Raw genomic sequence first — 24,377 nt, 5'->3', positions numbered from 1 at the left:
AGCCATGAACAAACTCAAAATACAAACAGATCGATTAGAATTAAGGCTAATTGGCGTGGCAGATGTAGAAGTTATTCATCGCTTACATTCCATACCAGAAACAGACGAGTTTAATACTCTTGGTATTCCTGAAAATTTAGAAGAAACCCATAAGGTAATAACTCCTTGGATAGAGGATAATAACGCTGCCGAAATCAGAAATTATACCTTTGCTATTCAGCATAAAACGAATGATGAATTTATAGGTTTATTCGGACTACGATTAGGTCCCAAAAAATATAACAGAGCTGAGGTCTGGTATAAATTACATCTCGATTATTGGAACAAAGGCTATGCGACAGAATCTTTAAAAGCGGTATTGAACTACGGATTTGATGTACTTAAACTACATCGAATAGGAGCAGGTTGTGCTGTAGACAACATAGGTTCTGCAAAAGTGATGGAAAAAGTAGGAATGATGAAAGAAGGAAGAAAGAGAAAAATTCTCCCCTTGCAATCCGGATGGTCAGATAGTTTTGAGTACGCCATTCTAGAAACTGATGTGCGTAATTAATATTATGAACTAAAGTACAGGGAAAAGGATAAGAAAATCGGACTTAAAGATGCTATCTCTATAGGTATAGGCGGTATGGTCGGTGGTGGAATTTTTGCCGTTCTTGGGCTGGCAGTTGCTTTGGCAAAAGGTGCAACACCAATAGCATTTCTTTGGGCCGGTATTATAGCATTGCTAACCGCTTATTCGTATGCTAAACTTTCAAAGAAATATCCAGAAAATGGCGGTACGGTTAAGTTTGTGCATCAACATTTTGGAAACGGAATTTTCGCTGGCGGTATCAATAATCTTTTATGGATCAGTTACATTGTTATGCTTGCGCTATACGCATCGGCATTTGGATCGTATGCGACCGAATTACTATCGCTTTCAGGTTCAAAAGAAATCGATACACGTATATTTCAAACATCCATATTGCTAATTGCATTACTCATTAATTATTTAAGTGTTAAGCTGGTTAGTGAGATTGAGTCTATGGCAGTGATTATAAAACTATGTATTCTAGTCGCATTTATTGGCGTAGGCTATTATGGCTTATCTGCTCATCCAGAAAATTTACAACAATTGTCACCCGAAAATTGGGAAAGCCCCATGCTCATACTTTCTGGTGGTATGGTCATTTTTGTTGCATATGAGGGTTTCGAATTAATTGCAAATTCCGTAGCTGATTTAAAAGATAGAGAGAAGAATACGGCCAAGGCTTATTTTGGTGCTGTTGGCTTTGTAATCATATTGTATATTCTAATTGCTATTGTAACCGTTGGTGCCTTGCCATTTGATCAAATAGCAGATGCCCAAGATTATGTGTTGGCAAAAGCTGCAGAGCCAACTTTAGGGCAAATTGGTTTTACCGTAATGACCGTTACGGCTTTGATTTCTACTTTTTCAGCAATTAATGCTACTGTATTAGGTAGTGGCAGGGTTAATTATGACATCGCAGAAGACGACGAGTTGCCGAAGTATTTTTGCCATATGTTCTGGGGTAAACCTGTAGGGTTTTTAATAACGGCATTGCTGTCAATTGCATTGGTAAATCTGTTTAATCTGAAAAGTATATCAACAGCTGGTAGTGCAGGCTTTTTGTTGATTTTTTGTATCGTTAATTATATTGGTTACAAAAGGCACAAAGAACTAGAATCTAGAAGTTATGTTCATTTACTGGCGAGTGTACTTTGTTTATTGGCTTTTTCGACATTAATTATTCAGCAGTTTTCTGAGAATAAAGTAGGGGTGTTAACCGCATTGGGTATTATTGTTTTTTGTTTTATTCTTGAACTAGTTTATAAAAAGACAGAAACTAAAGTAGTGTAGTATGCAAATAATAAGGGAGCGTAAATTTGCTGGTATTGGTATTGTTATAAGTTTGATTGTAGTTGGTCTATTGTATTATACAAATGCTATGGTAGGTTTCCCAGATGGTCATTTGACAGAATTTGATCGGTTTTATAAAGAGGTCATCTTCCCGATTTTTATGACTATTAATCTCTTATTTTTAATCGTTTTTTCAACCCTATTTTTCGTCAAGAAAAAAGCGGGTTACCTATTGATTCTTCAATTATTAGCATTGATACTCTATACTGTGGTTGATTACTATTTTTCTATCAACCTAGAGAACGGACAAGGTGGGTAATACTACTTCTTAATGAGATAATATTAAGTGCAATCTTTACAAATCCCAGAAAGCACACAGTTTACTTGTGTTAGTTGATAATCTTTGGGCAGAGCGAAATTAACAGGTATAGGCAAGCATTCTATAGTATCACATTTCTCGCATCTAAAATGAAAATGATGTGGAGATTCTTCAGTTTCATCGCACTTTACGCATATGGCGAAATATTGCCTACCATTGTCTGCCGTAATTCTATGTAAAATTCCGTCTTCGCAATAACGATTCAAAACACGGTAAATAGTTGCCCTGTTTATAGCAACACCTATTTTCTCTTCAATGGCAGTTTGACTCATGGCTTTGCCAGAAGATTCTATAACAGAAAGCACGGCATTTTTTGTTGCTGTATTTCTTCTTTTCATGTAAAAACACCTTTTATTGCAATTGAGTTGCAATAATACAAATTATTTATATATTTGCCGATAATTATTAATGCGATTGAGTTGCGATAATGAGTTAGGTGAAATCAAAATCATGTAGCGTTTTAGTCGTCAGAACTAATGGAATAATTCATTTAAATCTATTTTATTAAAAGAATATGCAGGCAACAAATAATTTTGATGTAATCATAGTAGGTGGTAGTTACGCTGGTTTAGCAGCAGCGATGTCTTTAGGTAGGTCGTTAAGAAAAGTATTGGTAATTGATAGCGGTAAGCCTTGTAATAGGCAAACGCCACACTCACATAATTTTCTAACACAAGATGGTAAAACCCCCAGCGAGATTAGTGCGATAGCAAAGTCTCAAGTTTTAGCATATGAGACTGTAAGCTTCATAGATGACAAAGCAGTTGGCGGTTCAAAGAATGAAAACGGCTTTTCTGTTAGCACATTAACTGGAGCAACGTATACCGCTAAAAAAGTAGTATTTGCTACCGGCATTAAAGACATCATGCCCAACATAAAGGGTTTTGCTGAATGTTGGGGTATTTCTGTTGTTCATTGCCCATATTGTCATGGGTATGAGATTAGAAATAAAAAGACAGGTATTATCGCAAACGGTGAGCGCGCCTATCATTTAGCACCTATGGTAAACAATCTTACCAAAGATATTCGTATGCTGACCAATGAGCTAGCTTCTTTTTCTTCAGAACAATTGAGCAAATTAAAAGATAATAATATCGATGTTGTAGAGAAGAAAATTACTGAGGTTGAACATGAGAACGGGTATGTAAACAACATCGTTTTTGAAGACGGAAGTAAAGAAAAGTACGACGCGCTCTACGCTGCCTTGCCTTTTATTCAGCATAGCGATATACCTGATGCATTAGGTTGCGAATTAAATGAAGAAGGTTACATTCAGGTTGATGGCATGTACAAAACTACAATTGAAGGTGTATTCGCTTGTGGCGATAATAGTATAAAGATGCGTTCATTAGCAAACTCCGTAGCATCGGGTACTATGGTAGGTGCAATAATTAATATGGAATTGGTTAAAGAGCAGTTTTAGTTTTTATGTTTTAAGTGATAATTTTATATTGCTTGTATGAATCTAAACCAAATAACTGTTCCTTCTTTAAATGTTGAGAAATCAATAGCATTCTATGAAAAATTAGGATTAAAATTGATTGTAAAATCGCTTCCTAACTATGCGAGATTTGAATGTCCTGACGGGAACTCAACTTTTTCTATTCACCTAGTCGCTAAATTACCTGAAGGAGATGGTGTATATGTTTATTTTGAATGTGAAGACCTTGATGAGAAGGTCGTGCATCTTAAAAATAACGGAATACAATTTGATCAAGAACCAACAGATCAAAGGTGGTTGTGGAGAGAGGCTCGGTTAAAAGACCTAGATGGTAATCAACTTATATTATTTTATGGTGGTGAGAATAGACTGAATCCGCCTTGGCGAATTTAATTTCACCACTTTTCTTTATTTTCTAAAGTCAATCGATTTCATTTATAACAATATGTTATAAAATGCCTATATTCTTCCGCATTATTAATTGTGATGTTAACAGTTTAACAGTATTAACTTTAACAAGTTAACAATGTAATTGGTTGAATAGTTGCGATTAAGTAATACTATTCACTTGTTGAATGCGTTAATCAATCTTATACTATAACAAATAGTATTTTTAACGTTTTGTCTGTCGTAGGACATTAAATTTGCCAAACTCTTTATTTGCCCTTTGCGCAGTTGAGTTTGAAAGAAGATAGTTATAATTGAAAAAGATTTTATGGTCCATAAGAATGCTGAGGAACAAAGATTAGCCGTTGAGGATAATTATAAAAACTGGAAAAGATGGGGTCCTTATTTGGCAGAGCGCCAATGGGGTACAGTAAGGGAAGATTATAGTCCAGAAGGGCATGCATGGAGTTTTGTTGGTCATGACAAAGCACGTAGTAATGCCTATAGATGGGGAGAAGAAGGTATTGGCGGATTTTGCGATTCTAGAGAAATTCTATGTCTAGCACCAGCTTTCTGGAACGGAAAAGATGCCATTTTAAAAGAACGCCTTTTTGGTTTAACCAATGATGAAGGTAATCATGGCGAAGATGTAAAAGAACTTTATTTTCATCAGGTTTCTACACCTACGCACTCGTATGCCAAATATTTATATAAGTATCCGCATAAAAAATTTCCGTACGCAGAACTAGTAAGAAAGAATAAAAGTAGAAATCGTGAGGAATCTGAATTTGAAATTTTAGATACCAAAGCATTTGATAATAATACCTATTTCGACTGTTTTATTGAATATGCCAAAGAAGATGTCGGTGATATTTTAATGAAGGTGACGGTTATAAATAGAGGTCCGAGAGCCGCGAATATTCATGTGCTTCCACATTTATGGTTCCGTAATTTCTGGAAACATAATAATAGGTTCGAACGACCTGAGATGAAATCGACCTCAGATAATTCGGTACAATCGCGTAGCACGCGTAATGGTCGTTACTATTTTTATCACGAAAAAGGTGAGCAACTTTTCTGTGAGAATGAAACAAATAACCAACGTATTTACGGTGTGCCTAATGAGGTTGAATATGTAAAAGATGGTATTAATGACCATGTAATCGATGGGCAACCAACCGTAAACCCAGATAAAAAAGGATCTAAATTTGCCGTGTGGCATAAACTCCGCTTAAAATCTGGAGAAGAAAAAACAATAAAGGTTCGCCTTAGCAAAAAGAAACTCGCAGACCCTTGGGGTAATTACGATGCTATTTTTGAAAAGAGAATTCAAGAGTGTGAGGAGTTTTATGGTAATATCTTGAAAAAAGAACTTCCGGTTCAACAACAAGAGATTGCTAAAAAAGCCTTCTCAGGTTTACTTTGGACGAAGCAGTTCTATTACTACGATGTCTATAAATGGCTATTTGGTGGTCCTGGAGAATCGAAACCTTATAGAAATGATTCTAGAAATGCGCAATGGGAACATTTGACGAATCGTCACGTAATTTCAATGCCCGATAAATGGGAATACCCATGGTATGCCGCTTGGGATCTTGCTTTTCACATGGCTTCTTTCGTAGAAATAGATCCTTATTTTGCCAAAGAACAGTTGCTTTTGGTGCTGAAGGAAAGTTACATGCACCCTAACGGACAAATACCGGCATACGAATGGAATTTTAGTGATGTAAACCCGCCTGTACATTCATGGGCAGTGTGGACGGTTTATGAGAAAGATAAAAAACGAAATGGCAAGGGAGATTTTAATTTTCTAGAAAAGGCATATCAAAAGTTGCTAGTCAATTTTACCTGGTGGGTCAACCAAAAAGATAAAAGCGGAACCAACCTTTTTGAAGGCGGATTCTTGGGCTTGGATAATATCGGAGTATTTGATCGTAACCACATGCCAGAGGGTATTACGCGTATGCAACAAGCAGATGCTACCAGTTGGATGGCGATGTTTACCTTGAACATGCTACGTATGTCATTAGAGATGGCAACCATTAACCCAAACTATGAAGATAGTGTAGCTAAATTCTTTAGACACTTCTTGAATATAGCTTGGGCAATGCACCATATCGGGCAAAAAGATATTTCACTTTGGGATGATGAGGATAACTTCTATTACGATGTGGTAGAAATGTCGAACGGAAATACAGACCGATTAAAAGTAAGATCCTTGGTAGGTATCATACCAATGTTCGCGGTTGAAATCATTCACAAAGACTTATTCGATGAACTAAAGAATTTCAAAATTCGAGCTGCTGAAATTGTACGTACAAGACCAGATTTGGCTTCTTTGATTTCTAATATCGAAGAATTTAATTCAGACGGTAATTACCTATTCTCCATTATGCGTGGATTCAGGTTAGAGAAACTGTTGGTACGTTTGTTAGATGAGAAAGAGTTTTTGTCTGATTACGGTATTCGCTCACTTTCTAAATATCATGAAGAGCATCCGTATGTGTTTAAGCATAATGGGCATCATCAAATTTCGTATGAATCTGGCGAGAGTCGTTCAAATATGTTCGGTGGTAACTCTAACTGGCGCGGACCTATTTGGTTGCCATTAAATTATATGATTGTACAATCGCTTCGTAAATACTACTCGTATTATGGCAAAGAATATGTATATGAATTTCCTACAGGGTCTGGTAAAAAAATGAACCTGAATGAAATTGCAAATGAGATTTCTAAACGATTAATTAAGTTGTTCGAACCTAATGAAGATGGTAAGTTCGTGTACCACTCAGAAGATGCCAATAAAGTATTTACAAAAAATGAGCATTTTAAAAAGGAACATTTTTTCTATGAGTTTTTTGATGGTGATTCTGGTAAAGGTTTAGGAGCATCTCACCAAACGGGTTGGACAGCCTTGGTTGCAAATCTGGTGATGGAATTAGAGGAGAATAGCTAACGCTGTCTTTTATAAAATTTAATAAAGCGAGGTGTTTTCACATCTCGCTTTTTGTTTTTACATACTACATTACTGATGTAATAGCCTCATGTGCTTCTAAAGCAAAACTCCTAACTTTAGGATCTTCATCATTAAGGTGACTTTCGACAATACTTAAATAGCGCGGTTCTTTTTGTTGCGTTATTAGGTATAATACTGCTAGCTTAATCTTAAGGTCGTTGCCCTGTAATAGCAGTTTAAAGCATTCTAATTCTGTCGGTATTTTGTGTTTAATTTTTTGAAGTTCTTCTTCCGATGAAATATCTAATGCAGATTCTTCAATAATCGGTAACAGTTTACGTTTTAATTCTCCCGTTAAAAGATTGTCTAAGAATTCGATGGCATTGTGTTGGGCTTCCTGCTTCTGACTTATTAAGCCCTCATACGCAATGGCAACATCATTTTGCTGATAGCGTAAACCTAATAGTTTGAAAATACGCTCTAATCCAGAATCTAAACGACGTTCCAATAATTCTAAAAGGCTAGTTCTAGCATCTCGTTCCGCATCGCCAATTTCTTTCTTCGATTTGTTTCTATTTCGGTACGATACAATAATCTGGGTATGCATTGACGATAAGGTCTGATGATGCAGTTTGCATTCATCAAAAATTACCGAGACCACTTTGTAACGATTAAACTTTAACTGCGGGTGCGTAGCTCGTATGGCACTCAAAGCACGAATAGTTTCTAAACGAACAGTAAGGTCATTATCGGTTAAAATGGCTAATAAATGATGTACAGCTTCTTTTGAATGAAAAGATTGCATGGCAGCAGGTATAAACCGAAGTACAGGTAATGGTTGTAGACGATCTTGAATAGTACTACGTAGCAGCGGAAGAACCTGCTGGCCATAGATTTTAAAAGCTTCCATTACGGTTGGTCTATAATTCTTCTGTGCTAAAAACGGAATTATTTGTTGTGCCATGCTAGGGTCTGTAGCGGTACCGATAGCCTTAATCGTTGTTAGTACGATATCTTCATTATCATGATTTAGAAAGGCAATAAGCTTGGTGTTGAAAATGGGGATATTCGCCACACCTAGTATTTCTATGACGGCTTCTACATATGATAAACCCTTCTCATTCGTTTCAATATTTTTAAGCGCTGCTGAAATGCAATCTAATAGCGAGTAGCGTTGTTTTAAAGAATAGTTGTTTTTTGCAGCTCTAGCCAAGCAGTATAATGCAGCCATGGCAATTCGTTCATTTGAATGTTCTAAATAGGTATCGAACACGAACGATTTGTCTTTGTGCGCAAAACTTAAAACATAAGCTAATGTCGCAATAGTTAATTCTCGATCATCGATCTTCAATAGTTCAGAAACCTCGGCGGTCATACTTTTAGAGTTTAAAAAGTACAAATTTTGAATGGCCGATAATTTTACTTTATTACTCGGGTGATCTAACAATAGCTCAACGTCTTCTGCAAAACGTTTGTCATTAATCTCCATCAATTTATCTAGCATAAATAGTATTTGCTCTTCGGTACCTTTTTTAAATACCGTACGCATGCCAGCTACTATAGATACTTTTGAGTGCGAGATTTTTTTAGTCTTCTTGCCACTATCTGTCAACACCTCTAAATTGGTTCTAAAGGTCTTGTAATACTCTATTCTTACTTTGTAAATGAAGTACAGCCAAAGACAAACTAATACGATAATTAGCACGCCAATATAGAATGAAGGTAAGTCTAGACCACGCACTACGAATATTAAAAGGCATCCGGCAACACCTGTGGCCAAACTATCTACAACGACGTCGATAAACGATTTTGTCCTATTTTTTAAGTCAAACGGCAGTGGTAAGGTCAGTAATTCTGAAGCACTTTTGTGTATCGATTGTTTTAGTATTCCATCCATCGCCTTAATAACGACTACGGCAGAAAGTTCAGGTAACATCAAAAACAAAATGCTTCCGCCGAAAATACCAATGGGTAATAGAAGCAATGAAAATCCAACGCCCCAAATACCCACAATTCTATGGGTAAAAAATAGCTGTATCACCAGCGATAATAGGTTGAAGGTAGAAAACCAAAATGCAAAAAATGCAGTAAGCTCATCGGCATCGGTTATGGCAGATGAGGCAAAATCACTGAATAAGTAATCTACCAATTTGGCAACGACCACGCTCACCGCGACGATGCTCGCTATATAAGTAAGGTGCTTAGATTTTAATATGAGTTTTAATGGTGGTTCAGAAATGTTCGTTACCGTCTTATGTTTTTTGACGCTACCGTTTTTACGAACTCTAATATTCCAGATTCTTCTTAATAGCGGAATGCAAAAGAATAGCAATAGGGCAGCAACGAACATTAAGTTTTCATTGCCAATTAGTGGGGCAAGAATAGAGGTAAGGTATCCGCCAAAAATTCCGCCAATTATGGCACCCGACCCAATAAAACCGAACAGTCGTTTTGCTTCTCTGATATTGAAGACCAAGTTTGCCAAGACCCAAAATTGCGATGCAGATAGTACCGCATAAATTGCTACCCATATATAAAAGAAATAGAGCAACACGCCACTGACCACATCTAGCGAGAGCAGTATGCCTAAACCTATTAAAATGACAATAGAACTAATAATGGTAACCTCAATTACCTTTTTAAGCGGGAATTTTGAAACAGCTTTTGAATAGAAATAAGAGGTAGCTACAGCAGTTATAGCAACTAACAAAAAAGCAAAAGGCAATTGTTCAATGCCTAATTCTGATAGAAAAAGAGCATTGACCGTAGGCTTGATAATAAGCAGAACGGCGATAACCAAAAAAATGTAGGCGAGCATCCAAAGAGAAACTTTGAACTCGCCTTCACGTACATCGAATATTTTTTTAATAAGTCTTTCTACCATCAAGAAATGGAAATATGTATTCCAAGACCTAAAGTACAGGCTTTTTTAGCACCTTTTCAATTGGTTTCACTAAATCTCTTATAATTTGTTCGCCATTGGCATCATCGATCAAGGCAACTAGAATGTATCTCCTATTACTATCTTTTCCCCAAACCAAGATGGAGTCGGAATGGTAGGTGCGCCAAGAACCCGATTTTCTAAACAATCTGGCATTCGGTGCAATTTTATCTAAGGTATTTACAAATTTATGGTGCAGCTCTGGATCTTCAAGAATATCTAGCATCTGCTTCGAACGTTTTTGGTTCACGAGCTTACCGTTCGCCAATAAATAGTAATACCTACATACTTGCGTTACCGATGCAGCGTGACTCAAATTTTTTAAAGGTTCGCGGTTTGTTTCTCCGCCACTTCCGTAACGTTTACCAACCCAGAGTCCACCACCTTTTTGCTCGTCGTAAAAAGCATATTTAGGATCGGTCATAACCGATTCAAGCTTTTCGTAACCAACGCGATCTATCATTCTAGTAGCAGCAGAATTATCAGATTTACTGATCATTAGGCGCATATCTTTTTTAACCTCTGCAGTTTCTTTTAATTCGCCTTTCTCAATAGCATCCATAGCAGCGAGAAGAATAGCTATTTTAGGTAAACTAGCCGCATACATCATATGATTACCGTTTACACGTGCAAAACGTACATTTTCTGGATCGCTTAAATCAACCAAGCCTACTGACATTTTCTTTTGAGTAATAAGATCATTCCATTCTGGGTGTGATGCCAATTCATCTCTTAAGTTAGTCTGCAAAGAACTATCAAGTAATTTTTGCAAGGGTTTGATCTTCGAATTATCTATTTGTAGCGGTAGCTCGTTTTGTGCATTTGTGGCTATACAAAATAGGAAAGAAAAAAGAAAAACGATTCGGGTAGCTTTCATTGATTTATGTGTATTTTAAAATGTAGTCAAAATTAGGTTATGCACTGATTTGTTAAATGTTAATTTTTGTATTTCTATAAAATTTTAAAACTGCCGTAAAATCACTGTGCAGCCCCATATACTGTAAAATGCTGTGTTAAAATTCTAAATATTTTCAGATTATATAGTACCTATGCGTCCCTTTTTTTAAAGAGCAAATGGGTTAAAAATTTATATTGACATTCAATTAAATAACTGTATCTTAAAAATGGAATATATGCAAACTTATGAATCTTAAAGATGGCGTTAAAACGGCTGAGAATAAAGTGTCTATAGAGGCACGTAAACTTAGCGATATGGTTAAAGATACAAGCAAATCTTTAGTAGACCGTTTAGAGTGCTTTGAAGATATTATAAGTTTAGAAGTTGGCGATACGGGCTTACACCGTGCCAAGACATTAGAGCGTGAGTTCAATGTTCGTCAACTATATCTTAAATATGAAGGTGACAACCCCACCGGAACCCAAAAAGACCGTATTGCTTTTGCACAATTATACGATGCGCTGCGTCGTGAGTTTACTGTGGTAAGTTTGGCTACTTGTGGTAATTATGGTGTGGCAATGGCGCTGGCATCTGATCTAGCGGGTATTGCCTGTAAAATTTACATTCCAGAAAGTTACCATACGGATCGTGTTATTGAGATGGAAAACTTGGGGGCAGAGATTATTCGTATACCTGGTAGTTACGAAGATGTGGTCACCGAGAGTTCTCGATTAGCGGCAGAACATGGTTGGTATGATGCCAACCCTGGTGGTGCCAACACTCCGCTACAAATATCTGCCTATGCGCAAATTGCTCAAGAAATATTTGAAGATTTAGGCGATGCACCAAAATATTGTGCGGTACCTGTTTCTAATGGAACCTTGTTCGCAGGAATTTATAGGGGATTCGTAAATCTGTATAAAAGAGGAAAGACTTCTCGTATACCTAAAATGATTGCGGCATCTTCATCGCATAAGAACCCGATTGTGGAGTCGTTTTTACAAAATTTAGATCATTGCAAAGATTTGAATCCCGCTGCAATTAAAGAAACAAAATATAATGAACCATTAATTAACTGGCATAGTTTCGATGGGGAAGAGGCATTATATGCATTGAAAGAATCTGAGGGAGAAGCTTTTAATATCAGCGATAAAAAACTGAAAGAGATGACTTCTCTTTTATATAAGAAAGAAGGATTTCGAATTCTACCGGCATCGACAGCGGGTTTGATCGGACTCTTAGAATTAGACGAAAAAATGAATTTTGAGCCTGACCGTTTTGTGGCAGTGCTCACTGCAAAAAATTAAATAAATAGATGAAAAAAGTTATAGACGGTAAGGCACTAGTATATTGTGAGGGAGCATTTAATACTCCGAATGGTAAAACAGCACATGGTTTGGTTCGCTTTACCGAGCGTTATGAAGTTGTGGGTGTTTTAGATGAAAAATATGCAGGCAGAGATGCCGGCGATGTTTTAGATGGTAGACCGAATGGAATACCTGTTTTTAAAGATTTAGAAGCTGCCATTGTTGCACTTACGGCAAGTAATAATTTGCCAAGTTATTTGGTTATCGGTCTTGCACCAGATGGTGGTAGATTGCCACAAGTTGCCAAAGCGACCATTAAAGCTGCTTTGCAACAAGGTTGGAACGTAGATAGTGGTTTACATGATTTCTTAACTAATGACCCTGAGCTTGTAGCTTTGGCAAAAGAGAAGAGTGTAGCCATTAGAGATATTAGAAAAACACCAGATCGTGATCAATTACATTTTTTTACGGGTGATATTGAAAAAGTTGACTGCTTAAAATTAGCGGTTTTAGGAACGGATTCCGCCTTAGGGAAACGTACTACGGCGTGGATATTGGTTCACGCATTTCGTAATGCAGGTAAAAAAGCAGAAATGATCGGAACCGGACAAACAGGATGGATGCAAGGTGCTAAGTATAGTATGGTGATGGATAGCTGTATCAATGACTTCGTTTCAGGTGAAATCGAACATGCGGTCGTCAGTGCCTATAAAAATGAAGATCCAGATGTTATTGTTATTGAAGGGCAGGGGAGTTTAATGAATCCTGCATACCCTGGCGGATTTGAAATTCTTGCAGCCGGTAGACCAGATTATGTAATTCTGCAACACGCACCAAAAAGATTGGAGTATGACGGATTCCCAGGTTATAAAATGCACTCGTTGGAAGAGCAGATAAATGCTATTCAGGTGATTTCTGGTAAAGAAGTTATTGCGATTACCGTAAATCACGAGGATATGAAGAAAGAAGAAATTCTTGATGTTTGTAAGGCAATCACCTTAGAAACTAAATTACCTGCCTTTGATGTTTTAGAGTATGGTGCAGAAGATTTAATTGCACTTTTAATGACAAAATTAAAATGAAAATAACCCATATTTCTTTTGAGCGTTTAGACCTTAAATTGTCTGACCCTTATACTATTGCTTACGAAACAATCGACCGTACCAGTAATTTTATTTTAAAGGTTGAAACCGAAACTAAAATTGTGGGTTATGGTTGCGCAGCACCTGACCCTGTGGTTACTAATGAATCGCCAAGTGATGTTACCTATGCTATTAATAATATCATTGTTCCGTATTTATTGGGTAAAGATCCATTTACGTATGCATTGTTGTTATTAGAACTGAAGGAGTTATTGGGTAAAAGGTCATCGGCTCTTGCAATGGTAGATTTGGCTTTGTTCGATATCATGTCAAAAAAGGCTGAGGTGCCTTTGTATAAGTTTTTAGGCGGATATCGTAATAGCATTGCTACCAGTATTACTATTGGTATTATGGGTATTGAAGAGACTTTGGCTTATACAAGTGAATTTATAAAGCAAGGTTTTACCATCTTAAAAATAAAAGGCGGTTCTAATCTCGAAGAAGATATTGCCAAAATGAGAATGATTCATGAAAAGTACCCGAATATTGAATTGCGTTTCGATGGTAATCAAGGGTATTCTGTGAAAGAATCTGTTGCTTTTGTAAAGGCTACGGCAGCTATCGGAATAGAGATTTTTGAACAACCTACAAAAGTAGAAGCAGAAGAGCGATTGGGCGAGGTTACCGATCAGGTAAGTATACCCGTAATGGCAGATGAAAGTTTAAAAACATTGACCGATGCATTTCGTCTAGCGCAAAACGAGCGTGTAGATATGGTGAATATTAAGTTGCAGAAAGTAGGTGGTATTTGGGTAGGTATGCATATCAATTCCGTTGCCAAAGCAGCTAAATTAGATGCTATGGTTGGTTGTATAGATGAATGCGGACTAGGTATTGCTGCCGGATTGCATTTTGCCCTATCTAGACCTAACATTGTGTATGCTGATCTAGACGGACATTTAGATATTATTGATGATCCTTACCATTCCATTTTTAAATTGGAAAAGGGAATCTTATATCCGACCGAAAAACACGGATTAGGTTTTTCTGATGCTAACTTTTAATTATTTGCCATGTATTTAACGCTACTTGCTGTTTTTGTTGTTGGATATTTTTTTATTGCATTAGAACACACCGTCAAAATTGATAAGGCCGCCACGGCTTTGCTAACGGGTACCTTGTGTTGGGTTATTTATATTCTGGGTCGAGATGTGTTCATAGTCGATATGCCAGGTGATGAATCTATACATTTTGTAACCGAAAGTCTACGAGAGAATTTAGGCGAAATTGCAGAAATTTTATTTTTTCTATTAGGCGCTATGACTATTGTCGAAATTATCGATGCCCATGAAGGGTTTTCTGTAATTACAGATAGGATCACGACCACTAATCGTGTAAAATTATTGTGGATATTGTGTCTATTGACCTTCTTTCTGTCTGCTGTATTAGATAACCTTACAACGGCAATTGTAATGTCTGCCTTACTTCGTAAGCTCATACATGAAAAGAGAGATTTGTGGATGTTTGCGGGCCTCTTAATTATTGCCGCCAACGCAGGTGGTGCTTGGTCACCTATTGGCGACGTCACCACTATTATGCTCTGGATCGGTGGTCAGGTAACTGCTATGCATATTATTAAAGAAATATTCTTGCCGAGTTTAGTATGCTTATTAGTGCCGTTGACAATTATGTCATTTCGGTTTAAAGGTGATATCGCTAAATCTACAGAAATTGATGATGTGTACTCTCACGGATTTGAGGTGAGTAATTTTGATAAAAATCTAGTATTTTCTATAGGTATTGGTGCGTTATTATTCGTACCAATATTTAAAACTATTACCCACTTACCACCATTTATGGGGGTATTATTAGGATTAAGTGTAGTATGGATAACCACCGAAATTTTACATAGAAACAAGACTATCGAAGAAAAGAAAACTTTAGCAATTTCTAATGTATTAAGAAGAATAGACACACCTAGTATTTTATTCTTTTTAGGGATATTGGTTGCTGTTGGGGCACTACAGTCCGCCGGACATTTAGCCGATATGTCTCGTTTGTTAGATTCTAATTTTGATAGTATCTACGCGGTTAACTCCATCATAGGGGTTTTGTCTTCTATTGTGGATAACGTGCCATTGGTGGCAGGTACTATGGGTATGTATAGTTTAGAAACCTATCCGCCAGATTCTGATTTCTGGGAACTACTTGCTTTTTGCGCAGGTACAGGCGGTAGTATTCTTATCATTGGATCAGCAGCAGGTGTTGCCATAATGGGTATCCTTAAAATTGATTTTATGTGGTACTTAAAGAATATATCGTTGCTGGCGTTTATTGGCTACGTTGCCGGTATCTTAACTTTTATGATAGTCAATTAGAACTATTTTTCGTCTAGCTGTTCAATTAGGTTGGCGACTAAAGCCGTCCAACCTGTTTGATGAGCTGCACCTAAACCACGACCGTTTTCTCCGTGAAAATACTCGTAGAATAAAATCAAATCCTCAAAATTAGGATCTTGGTAATATTTCTCGTAGTTCTTGTTAATCGCACGGTTGCCATTGGCATCTTTCTCGAACATCTTTATAAGACGCTTGCTTAATTCATCACTAACCTGTTTTAGATTTAGCAGTTTCGTGCTTCCCGTAGGGTATTCAAACAAGAAATCATTACCATCATACCATTGGTATTCACGTAATGCCTGAATGAATAAATAGTTCATTGGCATCCAAATAGGACCGCGCCAGTTAGAGTTACCTCCAAATAACGAAACGGTAGATTCTGCAGGTTCATAATCAATAGAGTAATCTATGCCATCAATATGAATTTGATACGCTTTCTCATGTATTTTAGATAATGATCGAATGCCATATTCACTCAAAAATTCTTTCTCATCTAAAAGTGCAGTAACTAATTTTTGCATTCTGTCTTTTGGTACTAGCGATAGAAGTAAATCACCATTTTCTTCATACTGCTGAATCACTTCATATTTTAAATTCTCTGCACGGTACTTTTTAAACCAAAGAACACTTGCCTTAAATTTTGGGAATTTATCTAGTACACTTTTCTTGATTGTAAGCACAGCTGCCAATGATAGCATACCGGCAATTGATCTAACTTTTATAGTGGTCGATTGTCCGTCAGGTAGCGTTAAGCGATCATAGAAAAATCCTTCAACATCGTCCCATGTATTGGCTTTATCGGTGTCCATTTTGTTCAATGCTTCGGCTATGAATATGAAATGGCCGAAATACTTCGTCGCCATATCTTCATACGAATCGTCATGTTCTGCGATACGCAAACTAATTTCTAACATATTGAGACTGTACATTGCCATCCATGCGGTACCATCTACTTGGTCTAAAGAACCGCCACCGGGTACACCATGGCTACGGTCAAAGACTCCAATATTATCCAAACCTAAGAATCCGCCTTGAAAAACATTATTGTCATTTCTATCTAAACGGTTCACCCACCAGTTGAAGTTCAAATTAAGTTTATTGAACATTCGTTTTAAGAACTTGATATCTGGTACGCCGGTAATCGATTTATCGGTGCCGTAAATTTGCAAAGTTGCCCATGCCTGTACCGGCGGATTCACATCACTAAAATTCCATTCGTAGGCAGGTATTTGTCCGTTAGGCGACATGTACCATTCTTTGGTGAACAATAGCAACTGATCTTTCGCAAACTCTGGGTCAATTGAGGCGAACGATGCACAATGAAAAGCGGAATCCCACGCAGCATACCAAGGATATTCCCAAGCATCTGGCATAGAAAGTATATCGTGATTGCGCAATGTTTTCCAATGGCTATTACGACCTTCTAATCTTTCTTTTGGCGGCGGAGTGGTTTTGTAATCACCATCTAGCCATTTTTCAACTTCGTAGTTATAGTATTGCTTCGTCCATAGTAAACCTGCAAAAGCTTGTTTTAATATAGCCTTTCGGTCTTCGGTTGCTTTAGGGGCTATTTCATCATAGAATAGAGTACACTCTTTTTGTCTCTTTTTGAATATGGAATCAAAGTCTGAAAATGGTGCGTCAAGTGTTTCTTCGGTTAAACGAAGTTGGAATGTTTTTGATTCACCACCATCTAAAATGACTTGATATAAGGGCGCAAATTTAGTGCCTGAATTATTTTTTGTTGCTAACTCAAAATCATTATTACATACGGCTGTATGGAACAAATCTTTCTTAAACGGATGATCATTCTTATCCTTATAAACCTTTTCTCTATTGGTTTCATTTTCTGTAAAGAATAACTGCGCTGCCTTTTGAAAATAAAGATTGTACTTACCTACATAAGGGTGGTCTATGTGAACAAATGGGTTAGCTTTTGTCCCTTTTTGAGTGATGGTCGGTTTTTTGGGCATTTTTTTAAATGACCAATGATTACGCATCACCATTTGCGGTAATAGCGTAATAGGTGCTGGTTTCGAGTTTCTATTTGTAATGGTAATTTGAATAAGAATATCGGTTTCATCACCTTTTGCATATTCTGTACTTACATCAAAATAGGTGTTGTCATCGAAAATACCGGTATCCAACAATTCGAATTCTAGCTCTTTCCGATTCCGTTTTTGATTTTCGTCAATTAATTGATTGTACGGGTATGCTTTTTGAGAATACTTATACAAATACTTCATGTATGAGTGCGACGGCGTATTCTCTAAATAGTAATACAACTCTTTTACATCTTCACCATGATTACCCTGCGGACCTGTTAATCCGAAAAGACGTTCTTTTAAAATAGGGTCTTTTCCGTTCCATAAACCAATGCTAAAGCACATATTGCAGTAGCGATCACTAATACCTGCAAGACCATCTTCTCCCCAACGAAAAGCACGACTTCTGGCATGATCATGTGGTAGATAGTTCCAGGCATCACCACCGGCACTATAATCTTCACGTACCGTGCCCCATTGACGTTCACTTAAATAGGGTCCCCATTTTAACCAGTCTTTTTCTTCTGTATGTTGTTGGTCTAACCGTTTTTTTTCAGGGTTTTTCATTTGGTTTTATTAAAGTAATTGCCGGTTTTTAGTCCAACGGAATATGATATACTAAAGCTTATTGGTGTCAATTTTAAAAAGTTCTGCTGCATTTTTCCAGAGAATCAATTCTTTCTTTTCATCGGTGAGATCTAATTGCCCCATGAATTTTAAATACGATTTCATGTTAGAGATAGGCCAGTCAGTTCCATATAAAAGATACCTTGGGTCGCCGGCATACGTGATCATTTCTTCGATTTCTTTTTTCATGTAGCGCTCAAACTTATCAGAGAAGTCACCTAAAACCAACCCTGATATATCTGCGTAAACGTTTTTATTTTTATAAACGACCTCCATACAATCTTTGATCCATGGGTTTCCCACATGGCAAATCACGATTTTTAAATCTGGATAATCAACCGCCAAATCATCAATATGAATAGGGTGGGAATATTTAATTTTACCAGTAGGGGCATAGGTGTCACCAGAATGAAACATTACAGGTACATCATACTCGATCGCCATTTCATACATTAGTTTAAACCGAATATCATTCGGATAAAATGGCTCGTAACCGGGGTAGAACTTTAAACCTTTAATGAATCCTTTTTCAAGATAATTGCTAATCTCAATAACATCTCTGTGGTTGTAATGTAAATAGCTGATACCCGATACTACACCTAAATTGTTGTAACCTTTTACAGCTTCTACTACTTGTTTGGTACTCGGTCGGTGTTCATTGACTTTGTAAGAGGTAAGCACCAAAGAATAATCAATATTATTCGCTGCCATATTCTCAGAAAGCTTATCTAAACTTTCGTTTAATGAAACCACTCTATCTTCATGATAGTTGTTGATGTGGGTATGTACGTCTATGATCATTTGTTATTATCTTTATTAAGGTTTTAAAAGTTTAATCTTCAAAACGCATTCTGTTATTGGATTGATATAAACTATTAATTCTTTCACCTGTTTCAATAAGTAATTTTTCAATTAATTTGTTTTTTAACCCTAAAATTCTATAAACATTTATTTTCACAATAGTTTCAATAAAAAAAGAGGCATATAACATATCGAATTCTTCAAAAATATCCTTGCAACTTCCTCTATGTACAAGGTAGTTTCTGGTCTTTACGATTTTTGATATATAATCTTTTGCATTTTCGTTTTCAGGAAGTAGTTGGGAAAAATCAGCTTCATAATTAGTTAGTCTATTTCGGAAGTTGGGTTCATTTATATGTGCTAGGTTATTTTCTATTAACTTCCTTAAATTATCATTTTCAATTGATTTTAATATACTTCCTTTAATAGATTTGAATTCCGACTTATCGAATAGTTTGTAATTATTGAATCTTCTATGTAATGTTTCAATTGCAAAACAATTATTTAGAAAATAATTCTCATGACTCAATTGAGTATTGATGGTTTTTTCTAAAATTAATTCTATACTTGTGTGTAAGTCCTTTTTGTCAAACCAATTGTGAATGATTTCATTCAATTCTAATCTAATATCATCAAAGGTGATTTTAGGATTTATATAGGATGGGGATCCTAACGAATTACTACCTGGCCAAAATAGGGTGATGCTTAATTCCTCTTTTTTGTTGAAAGTCGTATCATCAATTTTAGTATCTCTATTTGTTAAAATAAAAAGTATTTTTTTTAATTCTTTTATTAAATGGAGGTAATCCCAAACATTAATATCTTTATTTAAAGAGCTGATTTTTAAAGTAATATTTTCTGTAAAATTGATTTCATTAAATTCTCGTTTTAAACTTATATTGTGGGAGGGAAAAATTTCTATGGTATAATTATCTGATTTGTAAATCGTTATTCTGTCAACATCTTTAACATATAAATCTTTTCCATCAAAATTTAAAGACGAAATTTTGGTCCAATCAAGTAAACCCGACATCTTTATATTCACATTATCAAAATAAATAGACTCTGGCTTATGAATATGTCCGCCCTTAAATAAGTATTCTACATTATACTTTTTAATAACTCCACCAGCACCACTAGATCTTCCTGTGTTTTGACAATTTACTAATGTGATTTTTCCAATTCCATTGAAAACACCAATAATTGTTTTTATGTTATTGAAATTGCGTTCTGTTGAAGGAAACTCTATTTCTATAGTATCTTGTGATAAAGAAAGTCTAACAGAATCAATGAAACCTTCATTATTATAAGGCGAGACTATTTTTCCGATATAATTTTGCATCAAAGTTCTATTTACGTCATAATAGGATGATTTTTTACCTAAACCGCCCTTTGCACTACCTCAAACACCTTATTGGCATCGCACTTTATGGTTTTAGAAGGGAATTTTAGAATCAACGCATAATCATGGGTCGCCATTAATATGGTTCTACCAGATTTATTGATTTCTTGCAATACCTTCATGACCTCTACACTGGTTTGTGGATCAAGGTTTCCTGTTGGCTCATCGGCAATAATTAGTTCTGGATCATTTAATAATGCACGTGCAATGGCAATACGTTGTTGTTCTCCGCCTGAAAGTTCGTGCGGAAACTTAAATCCTTTAGTTTTCATACCTACTTTTTCAAGCACGTTAGATACTTGGGTGTCCATTTTAACCTTATCTGTCCAGCCAGTTGCCTTCAAAACAAAAGCCATATTTTGGTTGATATTTCGGTCTGGTAATAGCTTGAAATCTTGAAAAACAATACCCAGTTTTCTACGTAAAAACGGAATATCTTTTTCTTTCAATGTCTTAAGGTCAAAATCAACCACATGACCTTCACCTTTTTGCAAAGGTAAATCGCCATATAACGTTTTCATGAAGCTACTTTTACCGCTGCCGGTCTTACCAATAAGGTATACAAACTCTCCCTTGGCAATTTTTATAGTTACTTCACTCAACACCAAACTCTCTTTTTGAAAAATAGAGGCATCCTTAAGTTCTAAAACAATCTCTTCCATAACGCAAATGTTGTTATAAAAGTAATAAGTTCCATTTGATATTAGAGAACCCTTTTTTAAAATCTTTTATTTTGAGTGCGTATTACACATACTTAGGTACAATTTTTGCCGTTATCACATGTGATACTGGTAATTCAAAATAGGTACAGAACACTATGCTTAAAAAAATCACAGCTTTTATTCCATTGGTATTCGGTTTGGTCGCTATGACCAGTGCCCAAGAAACTAAGATTTATACCCACGAACAGAAAGCATTCCAAGACGCGCTCGCGTTATACAACAACGAACAATATCAAGCGGCACAGACCATTTTCGAAAAGGTCAAAGTGACTACAAAAGATGAGGAGACCGCTGCCAATAGTGCATACTACGCAGCCAATGCGGCAGTACGCTTAAACCAGATGGGTGCAGACCGATTGATGGAAGATTTCGTGGAAAAATACCCGACTTCTACCAAGCGTAATTCTGCCTTTGCAGATGTGGCAGAGTACTACTTTCAAACAGGTAAATATCCGTATGCTTTAAAATGGTATGACAAGGTAGATCAGAACTCACTTTCTCGTGGCGAGATGGATAAGTTCAATTTTAATTATGGCTACTCTTTATTCTCATCACGAAAAACGAAAGAGGCTGAAAAGTATTTAGAAAAAGTTGCCAATTCACAAGTGTATGGATCTCAAGCAAAATATTACCTGGGTTATATCTCATATCAAGAAGATGATTACGAAACGGCAAATCAGCGTTTTGATCAAATTACCGATCAAGATGTTTTAGAAGAGAAGCTAAGTTATTATCAGGCCGATATGAATTTTAAGTTGGGTAAATTCGATGAGGCGATTGCTTTGGCGAAAAAACAACTGCCAAAAGCTGACAGAAGAGAAGTATCTGAATTGAACAAGATTATTGGGGAGAGTTATTTCAACTTGAAGCAATATGAAAATGCGATTCCGTATCTAACGGAATACAACGGTAAAGGTGGTAAGTGGAATAATACGGATTATTACTACTTAGGTTACGCCTATTATAAAGGTGGCGACTATGCCAGTGCCATAGCTCAATTCAATAAAATTATAGGAGGTACCAATAGCGTTGCTCAAAATGCATATTACCACTTGGCAGAATGTTATTTGAAGTTGGATAAGAAGCAGGAAGCCTTAAATGCGTTCCGTAATGCTTCTCAAATGGACTATAGTGCCGAGATCCAAAAAGATGCATTTCTTAATTATGCACGTTTAAGTTATGAGGTGGGTAATGCCTATGAACCGGTTCCGCAGGTAATTACAAATTATTTAAAAACATACCCTAAAGATGAGCATCAAGATGAGATGCAGACCTTGTTGGTAGATTCATACATTACTTCAAAGAACTTTGAAGGTGCAATGACGTTGCTAGAGGAGAATAAGAATTACGCTAGTAAAGCTGTCTATCAAAAAGTAGCTTATTACAGAGGTATCGAACTTTTTATGGAAGGCGATTATAATGCTGCAGCTGAAAACTTCAATAAATCTTTAAATAGTGCGGAAGATATGCTATTTAAAGCAAGAGCTAATTACTGGAAAGCAGAATCTGATTATCTATCTAATCGTTTCAATGAAGCGGTACAGGGCTATACGGCTTTCAAGAATAATCCGTCCGCAAAGAATACAGAAATGTATGCCGATGTAGATTACAATTTGGCATATGGCTATTTTAAACAAAAAGATTATTCCAATGCCATTACCTATTTCAATTCGTTTACAGCCAACGGAAATGCAGAAGTGGAAAAATTACATGATGGTTATTTAAGACTGGGTGATAGCTACTACGCTACTAGTAAATACTGGCCAGCTATTGAGACCTATAATAAAGCTTTGGCATTAACGGGACCAGAGAAAGATTACGCTTTTTACCAAAAAGCGATGAGTTACGGTTATGTTGATAAAGGTGATAGCAAAATTGAAAACTTAGAAGAATTTGTAGTTCAATATCCAAGATCTAGTTTTAAAGATGATGCCTTGTTTGAATTAGGAAACACCTATGTTTCTCAAGGTCAAGAGAACAAAGGTCTTGCTGCTTACGATCGTTTGATCAGTGAGTATAGAGGAAGTTCATTGGTGCCACAGGCGCTAATGAGACAGGGATTGGTAAATTATAATGCCGCTAGAAACGAAGCTGCCTTGGCAAAGTTTAAAACGGTTGTACGCGATTTTCCAAAAACACAAGAAGCCATACAGGCTGTTGCAACGGCTAAATTGGTGTATGTGGATATGGGTCGCGTAAACGAATATGCTGAATGGGTTCGCGGACTCGATTTTGTTGAGGTGACCGATGCGGAATTGGACAACGCTACTTTCGATGCTGCGCAAAAACAGAATTTAGAAGGCAATGTTGATGCAGCCATTAAAGGTTATAAAAATTACATTCAACAGTTCCCAACTGGTTTACATGCCGTAGATGCTAATTTTAGCTTAGCGCAATTATACTTCGGGAAAGGAGAAAAAGAATCGGCTTTACCGTATTACAAATATGTTGCCGATAGAAGCACGAGCGAATATGCAGAACAGGCGTTAACTCGTGTTTGTGAAGTTTATATTTCTAAAGATGATTATCAAATTGCACTGCCATATTTATTGAAATTAGAAAGCCAGGCAAACATCTCACAGAACAGAACATTTGCACGATCTAACCTAATGAAAGGGTATTACAAGCAAAAGAATTATCCGAAAACTATAGCATATGCCGATAAGGTATTGGCAACTTCGAATATCGACAATAGAATTAAGAGTGATGCGCAAATTATGATCGCAAGATCTGCCATTGCAACAAATGACGAAGCAAAAGCAAAATCTGCCTACGCCGAGGTATTGAAAATTGCATCAGGGGCAACAGCGGCAGAAGCACTGTATTACAATGCCTATTTTGAAAATTTAGACGGGTCATATGAGAACTCTAATATTGCCGTACAAAAATTAGCTAAAGATTATGCAGCGTATAAAGAATGGGGAGGTAAAGGTTTAGTGTTAATGGCTAAAAACTATTATGCGTTAAATGATGCTTACCAAGCAACCTATATTTTAGAAAGCGTTATAACAAACTTTACACAGTATCCAGAAATTGTCACTGAAGCAAGAGCAGAGCTTGCTATCATTAAATCGAAAGAGGCGAAAAGTAACTCATCGGTTGATCCTAACTAAAAATTACGTACAC

General features: G+C 36.5%; 18 protein-coding genes. 11 read left to right on the top strand and 7 right to left on the bottom strand.

The window, feature by feature from the left end; all coding sequences use genetic code 11:
• Positions 1–4 precede the first annotated feature (4 nt).
• From ACJJVT_RS11990 to ACJJVT_RS11980, 3 genes are read left to right on the top strand one after another with little or no spacing between them, the layout of a single operon-like run.
• Positions 5–553 carry a GNAT family N-acetyltransferase gene (locus tag ACJJVT_RS11990; RefSeq protein ID WP_405398936.1) on the top strand — a complete coding sequence of 183 codons (549 nt, stop codon included), beginning with the start codon at positions 5–7 and terminating at the stop codon, positions 551–553.
• A gap of 36 nt (positions 554–589) precedes the next feature.
• Positions 590–1,864, top strand: coding sequence for an APC family permease (locus ACJJVT_RS11985; RefSeq protein WP_405398968.1), 1,275 nt, complete (start codon positions 590–592; stop codon positions 1,862–1,864).
• A gap of 1 nt (position 1,865) precedes the next feature.
• Positions 1,866–2,183 carry a hypothetical protein gene (locus ACJJVT_RS11980; protein ID WP_405398935.1) on the top strand — a complete coding sequence of 106 codons (318 nt, stop codon included), beginning with the start codon at positions 1,866–1,868 and terminating at the stop codon, positions 2,181–2,183.
• A 23-nt stretch (positions 2,184–2,206) separates the two neighbouring features.
• Here ACJJVT_RS11980 and ACJJVT_RS11975 read toward each other — a convergent pair whose 3' ends face one another.
• Positions 2,207–2,581: a Fur family transcriptional regulator gene (locus tag ACJJVT_RS11975; protein WP_405398934.1), complete on the bottom strand. Its 375-nt coding sequence runs from the start codon at positions 2,579–2,581 to the stop codon at positions 2,207–2,209.
• Between the two features lie 176 nt (positions 2,582–2,757).
• Here ACJJVT_RS11975 and ACJJVT_RS11970 point away from each other — a divergent pair, with 176 nt between their 5' ends.
• The 3 genes from ACJJVT_RS11970 (at position 2,758) to ACJJVT_RS11960 (ending at position 7,027) form a co-directional block, all read left to right on the top strand.
• Positions 2,758–3,666, top strand: a complete 909-nt coding sequence (locus tag ACJJVT_RS11970) for an NAD(P)/FAD-dependent oxidoreductase (RefSeq protein ID WP_405398932.1) — start codon at positions 2,758–2,760, stop codon at positions 3,664–3,666.
• A gap of 36 nt (positions 3,667–3,702) precedes the next feature.
• The gene (locus tag ACJJVT_RS11965; protein ID WP_405398931.1) at positions 3,703–4,077 is read left to right on the top strand and encodes a VOC family protein; all 375 of its coding nucleotides are present in this window, start codon (positions 3,703–3,705) and stop codon (positions 4,075–4,077) included.
• 322 nt (positions 4,078–4,399) lie between these two features.
• Positions 4,400–7,027 (top strand): MGH1-like glycoside hydrolase domain-containing protein, encoded by a 2,628-nt coding sequence (locus tag ACJJVT_RS11960; protein WP_405398929.1) that lies wholly within the window; start codon positions 4,400–4,402, stop codon positions 7,025–7,027.
• 64 nt (positions 7,028–7,091) lie between these two features.
• Here ACJJVT_RS11960 and ACJJVT_RS11955 read toward each other — a convergent pair whose 3' ends face one another.
• Entirely contained in the window at positions 7,092–9,911 is a 2,820-nt protein-coding gene (locus ACJJVT_RS11955; RefSeq protein ID WP_405398928.1) for a hypothetical protein, read from the bottom strand.
• A gap of 28 nt (positions 9,912–9,939) precedes the next feature.
• A complete protein-coding gene (locus ACJJVT_RS11950) occupies positions 9,940–10,845 on the bottom strand; it encodes a serine hydrolase (RefSeq protein ID WP_405398926.1) in 906 nt (301 codons plus the stop codon).
• 266 nt (positions 10,846–11,111) lie between these two features.
• On the opposite strand from ACJJVT_RS11950, the gene ACJJVT_RS11945 reads away from it, so the two are divergent.
• Genes ACJJVT_RS11945 through nhaD form a run of 4 tightly spaced genes read left to right on the top strand, consistent with a single transcriptional unit; the run spans position 11,112 to position 15,633 of the window.
• Entirely contained in the window at positions 11,112–12,173 is a 1,062-nt protein-coding gene (locus tag ACJJVT_RS11945) for a pyridoxal-phosphate dependent enzyme (protein ID WP_405398924.1), read from the top strand.
• Positions 12,174–12,181: 8 nt separating this feature from the next.
• The gene (locus ACJJVT_RS11940; RefSeq protein ID WP_405398923.1) at positions 12,182–13,255 is read left to right on the top strand and encodes a DUF1611 domain-containing protein; all 1,074 of its coding nucleotides are present in this window, start codon (positions 12,182–12,184) and stop codon (positions 13,253–13,255) included.
• A complete protein-coding gene (locus ACJJVT_RS11935) occupies positions 13,252–14,319 on the top strand; it encodes a mandelate racemase/muconate lactonizing enzyme family protein (RefSeq protein ID WP_405398921.1) in 1,068 nt (355 codons plus the stop codon). The genes ACJJVT_RS11940 and ACJJVT_RS11935 overlap by 4 nt, the downstream gene beginning before the upstream one ends.
• 9 nt (positions 14,320–14,328) lie before the next feature.
• Positions 14,329–15,633 carry a sodium:proton antiporter NhaD gene (nhaD, locus tag ACJJVT_RS11930; protein ID WP_405398919.1) on the top strand — a complete coding sequence of 435 codons (1,305 nt, stop codon included), beginning with the start codon at positions 14,329–14,331 and terminating at the stop codon, positions 15,631–15,633.
• A gap of 2 nt (positions 15,634–15,635) precedes the next feature.
• On the opposite strand, the gene ACJJVT_RS11925 is transcribed toward nhaD, so the two are convergent.
• Genes ACJJVT_RS11925 through ACJJVT_RS11910 form a run of 4 tightly spaced genes read right to left on the bottom strand, consistent with a single transcriptional unit; the run spans position 15,636 to position 21,191 of the window.
• Positions 15,636–18,266 (bottom strand): MGH1-like glycoside hydrolase domain-containing protein, encoded by a 2,631-nt coding sequence (locus tag ACJJVT_RS11925; RefSeq protein ID WP_405398917.1) that lies wholly within the window; start codon positions 18,264–18,266, stop codon positions 15,636–15,638.
• Positions 18,267–18,317: 51 nt separating this feature from the next.
• Positions 18,318–19,127: an amidohydrolase family protein gene (locus tag ACJJVT_RS11920; RefSeq protein ID WP_405398915.1), complete on the bottom strand. Its 810-nt coding sequence runs from the start codon at positions 19,125–19,127 to the stop codon at positions 18,318–18,320.
• A gap of 31 nt (positions 19,128–19,158) precedes the next feature.
• On the bottom strand, positions 19,159–20,469 hold the full coding sequence (locus ACJJVT_RS11915; protein ID WP_405398913.1) for a HEPN domain-containing protein: 1,311 nt from the start codon (positions 20,467–20,469) through the stop codon (positions 19,159–19,161).
• 38 nt (positions 20,470–20,507) lie between these two features.
• Complete coding sequence (locus ACJJVT_RS11910) at positions 20,508–21,191, bottom strand: cell division ATP-binding protein FtsE (RefSeq protein ID WP_303597894.1); 684 nt, start codon at positions 21,189–21,191, stop codon at positions 20,508–20,510.
• Positions 21,192–21,346: 155 nt separating this feature from the next.
• On the opposite strand from ACJJVT_RS11910, the gene ACJJVT_RS11905 reads away from it, so the two are divergent.
• Complete coding sequence (locus ACJJVT_RS11905; protein WP_405398912.1) at positions 21,347–24,364, top strand: tetratricopeptide repeat protein; 3,018 nt, start codon at positions 21,347–21,349, stop codon at positions 24,362–24,364.
• Positions 24,365–24,377: the final 13 nt, after the last annotated feature.

Origin of the sequence: Maribacter sp. Asnod2-G09, assembly GCF_045063795.1 — a bacterium.
Lineage (GTDB): Bacteria > Bacteroidota > Bacteroidia > Flavobacteriales > Flavobacteriaceae > Maribacter.
The sequence above is the reverse complement of the archived record's forward strand: the minus strand, read 5'-3'. Positions and strand labels throughout refer to the sequence as shown.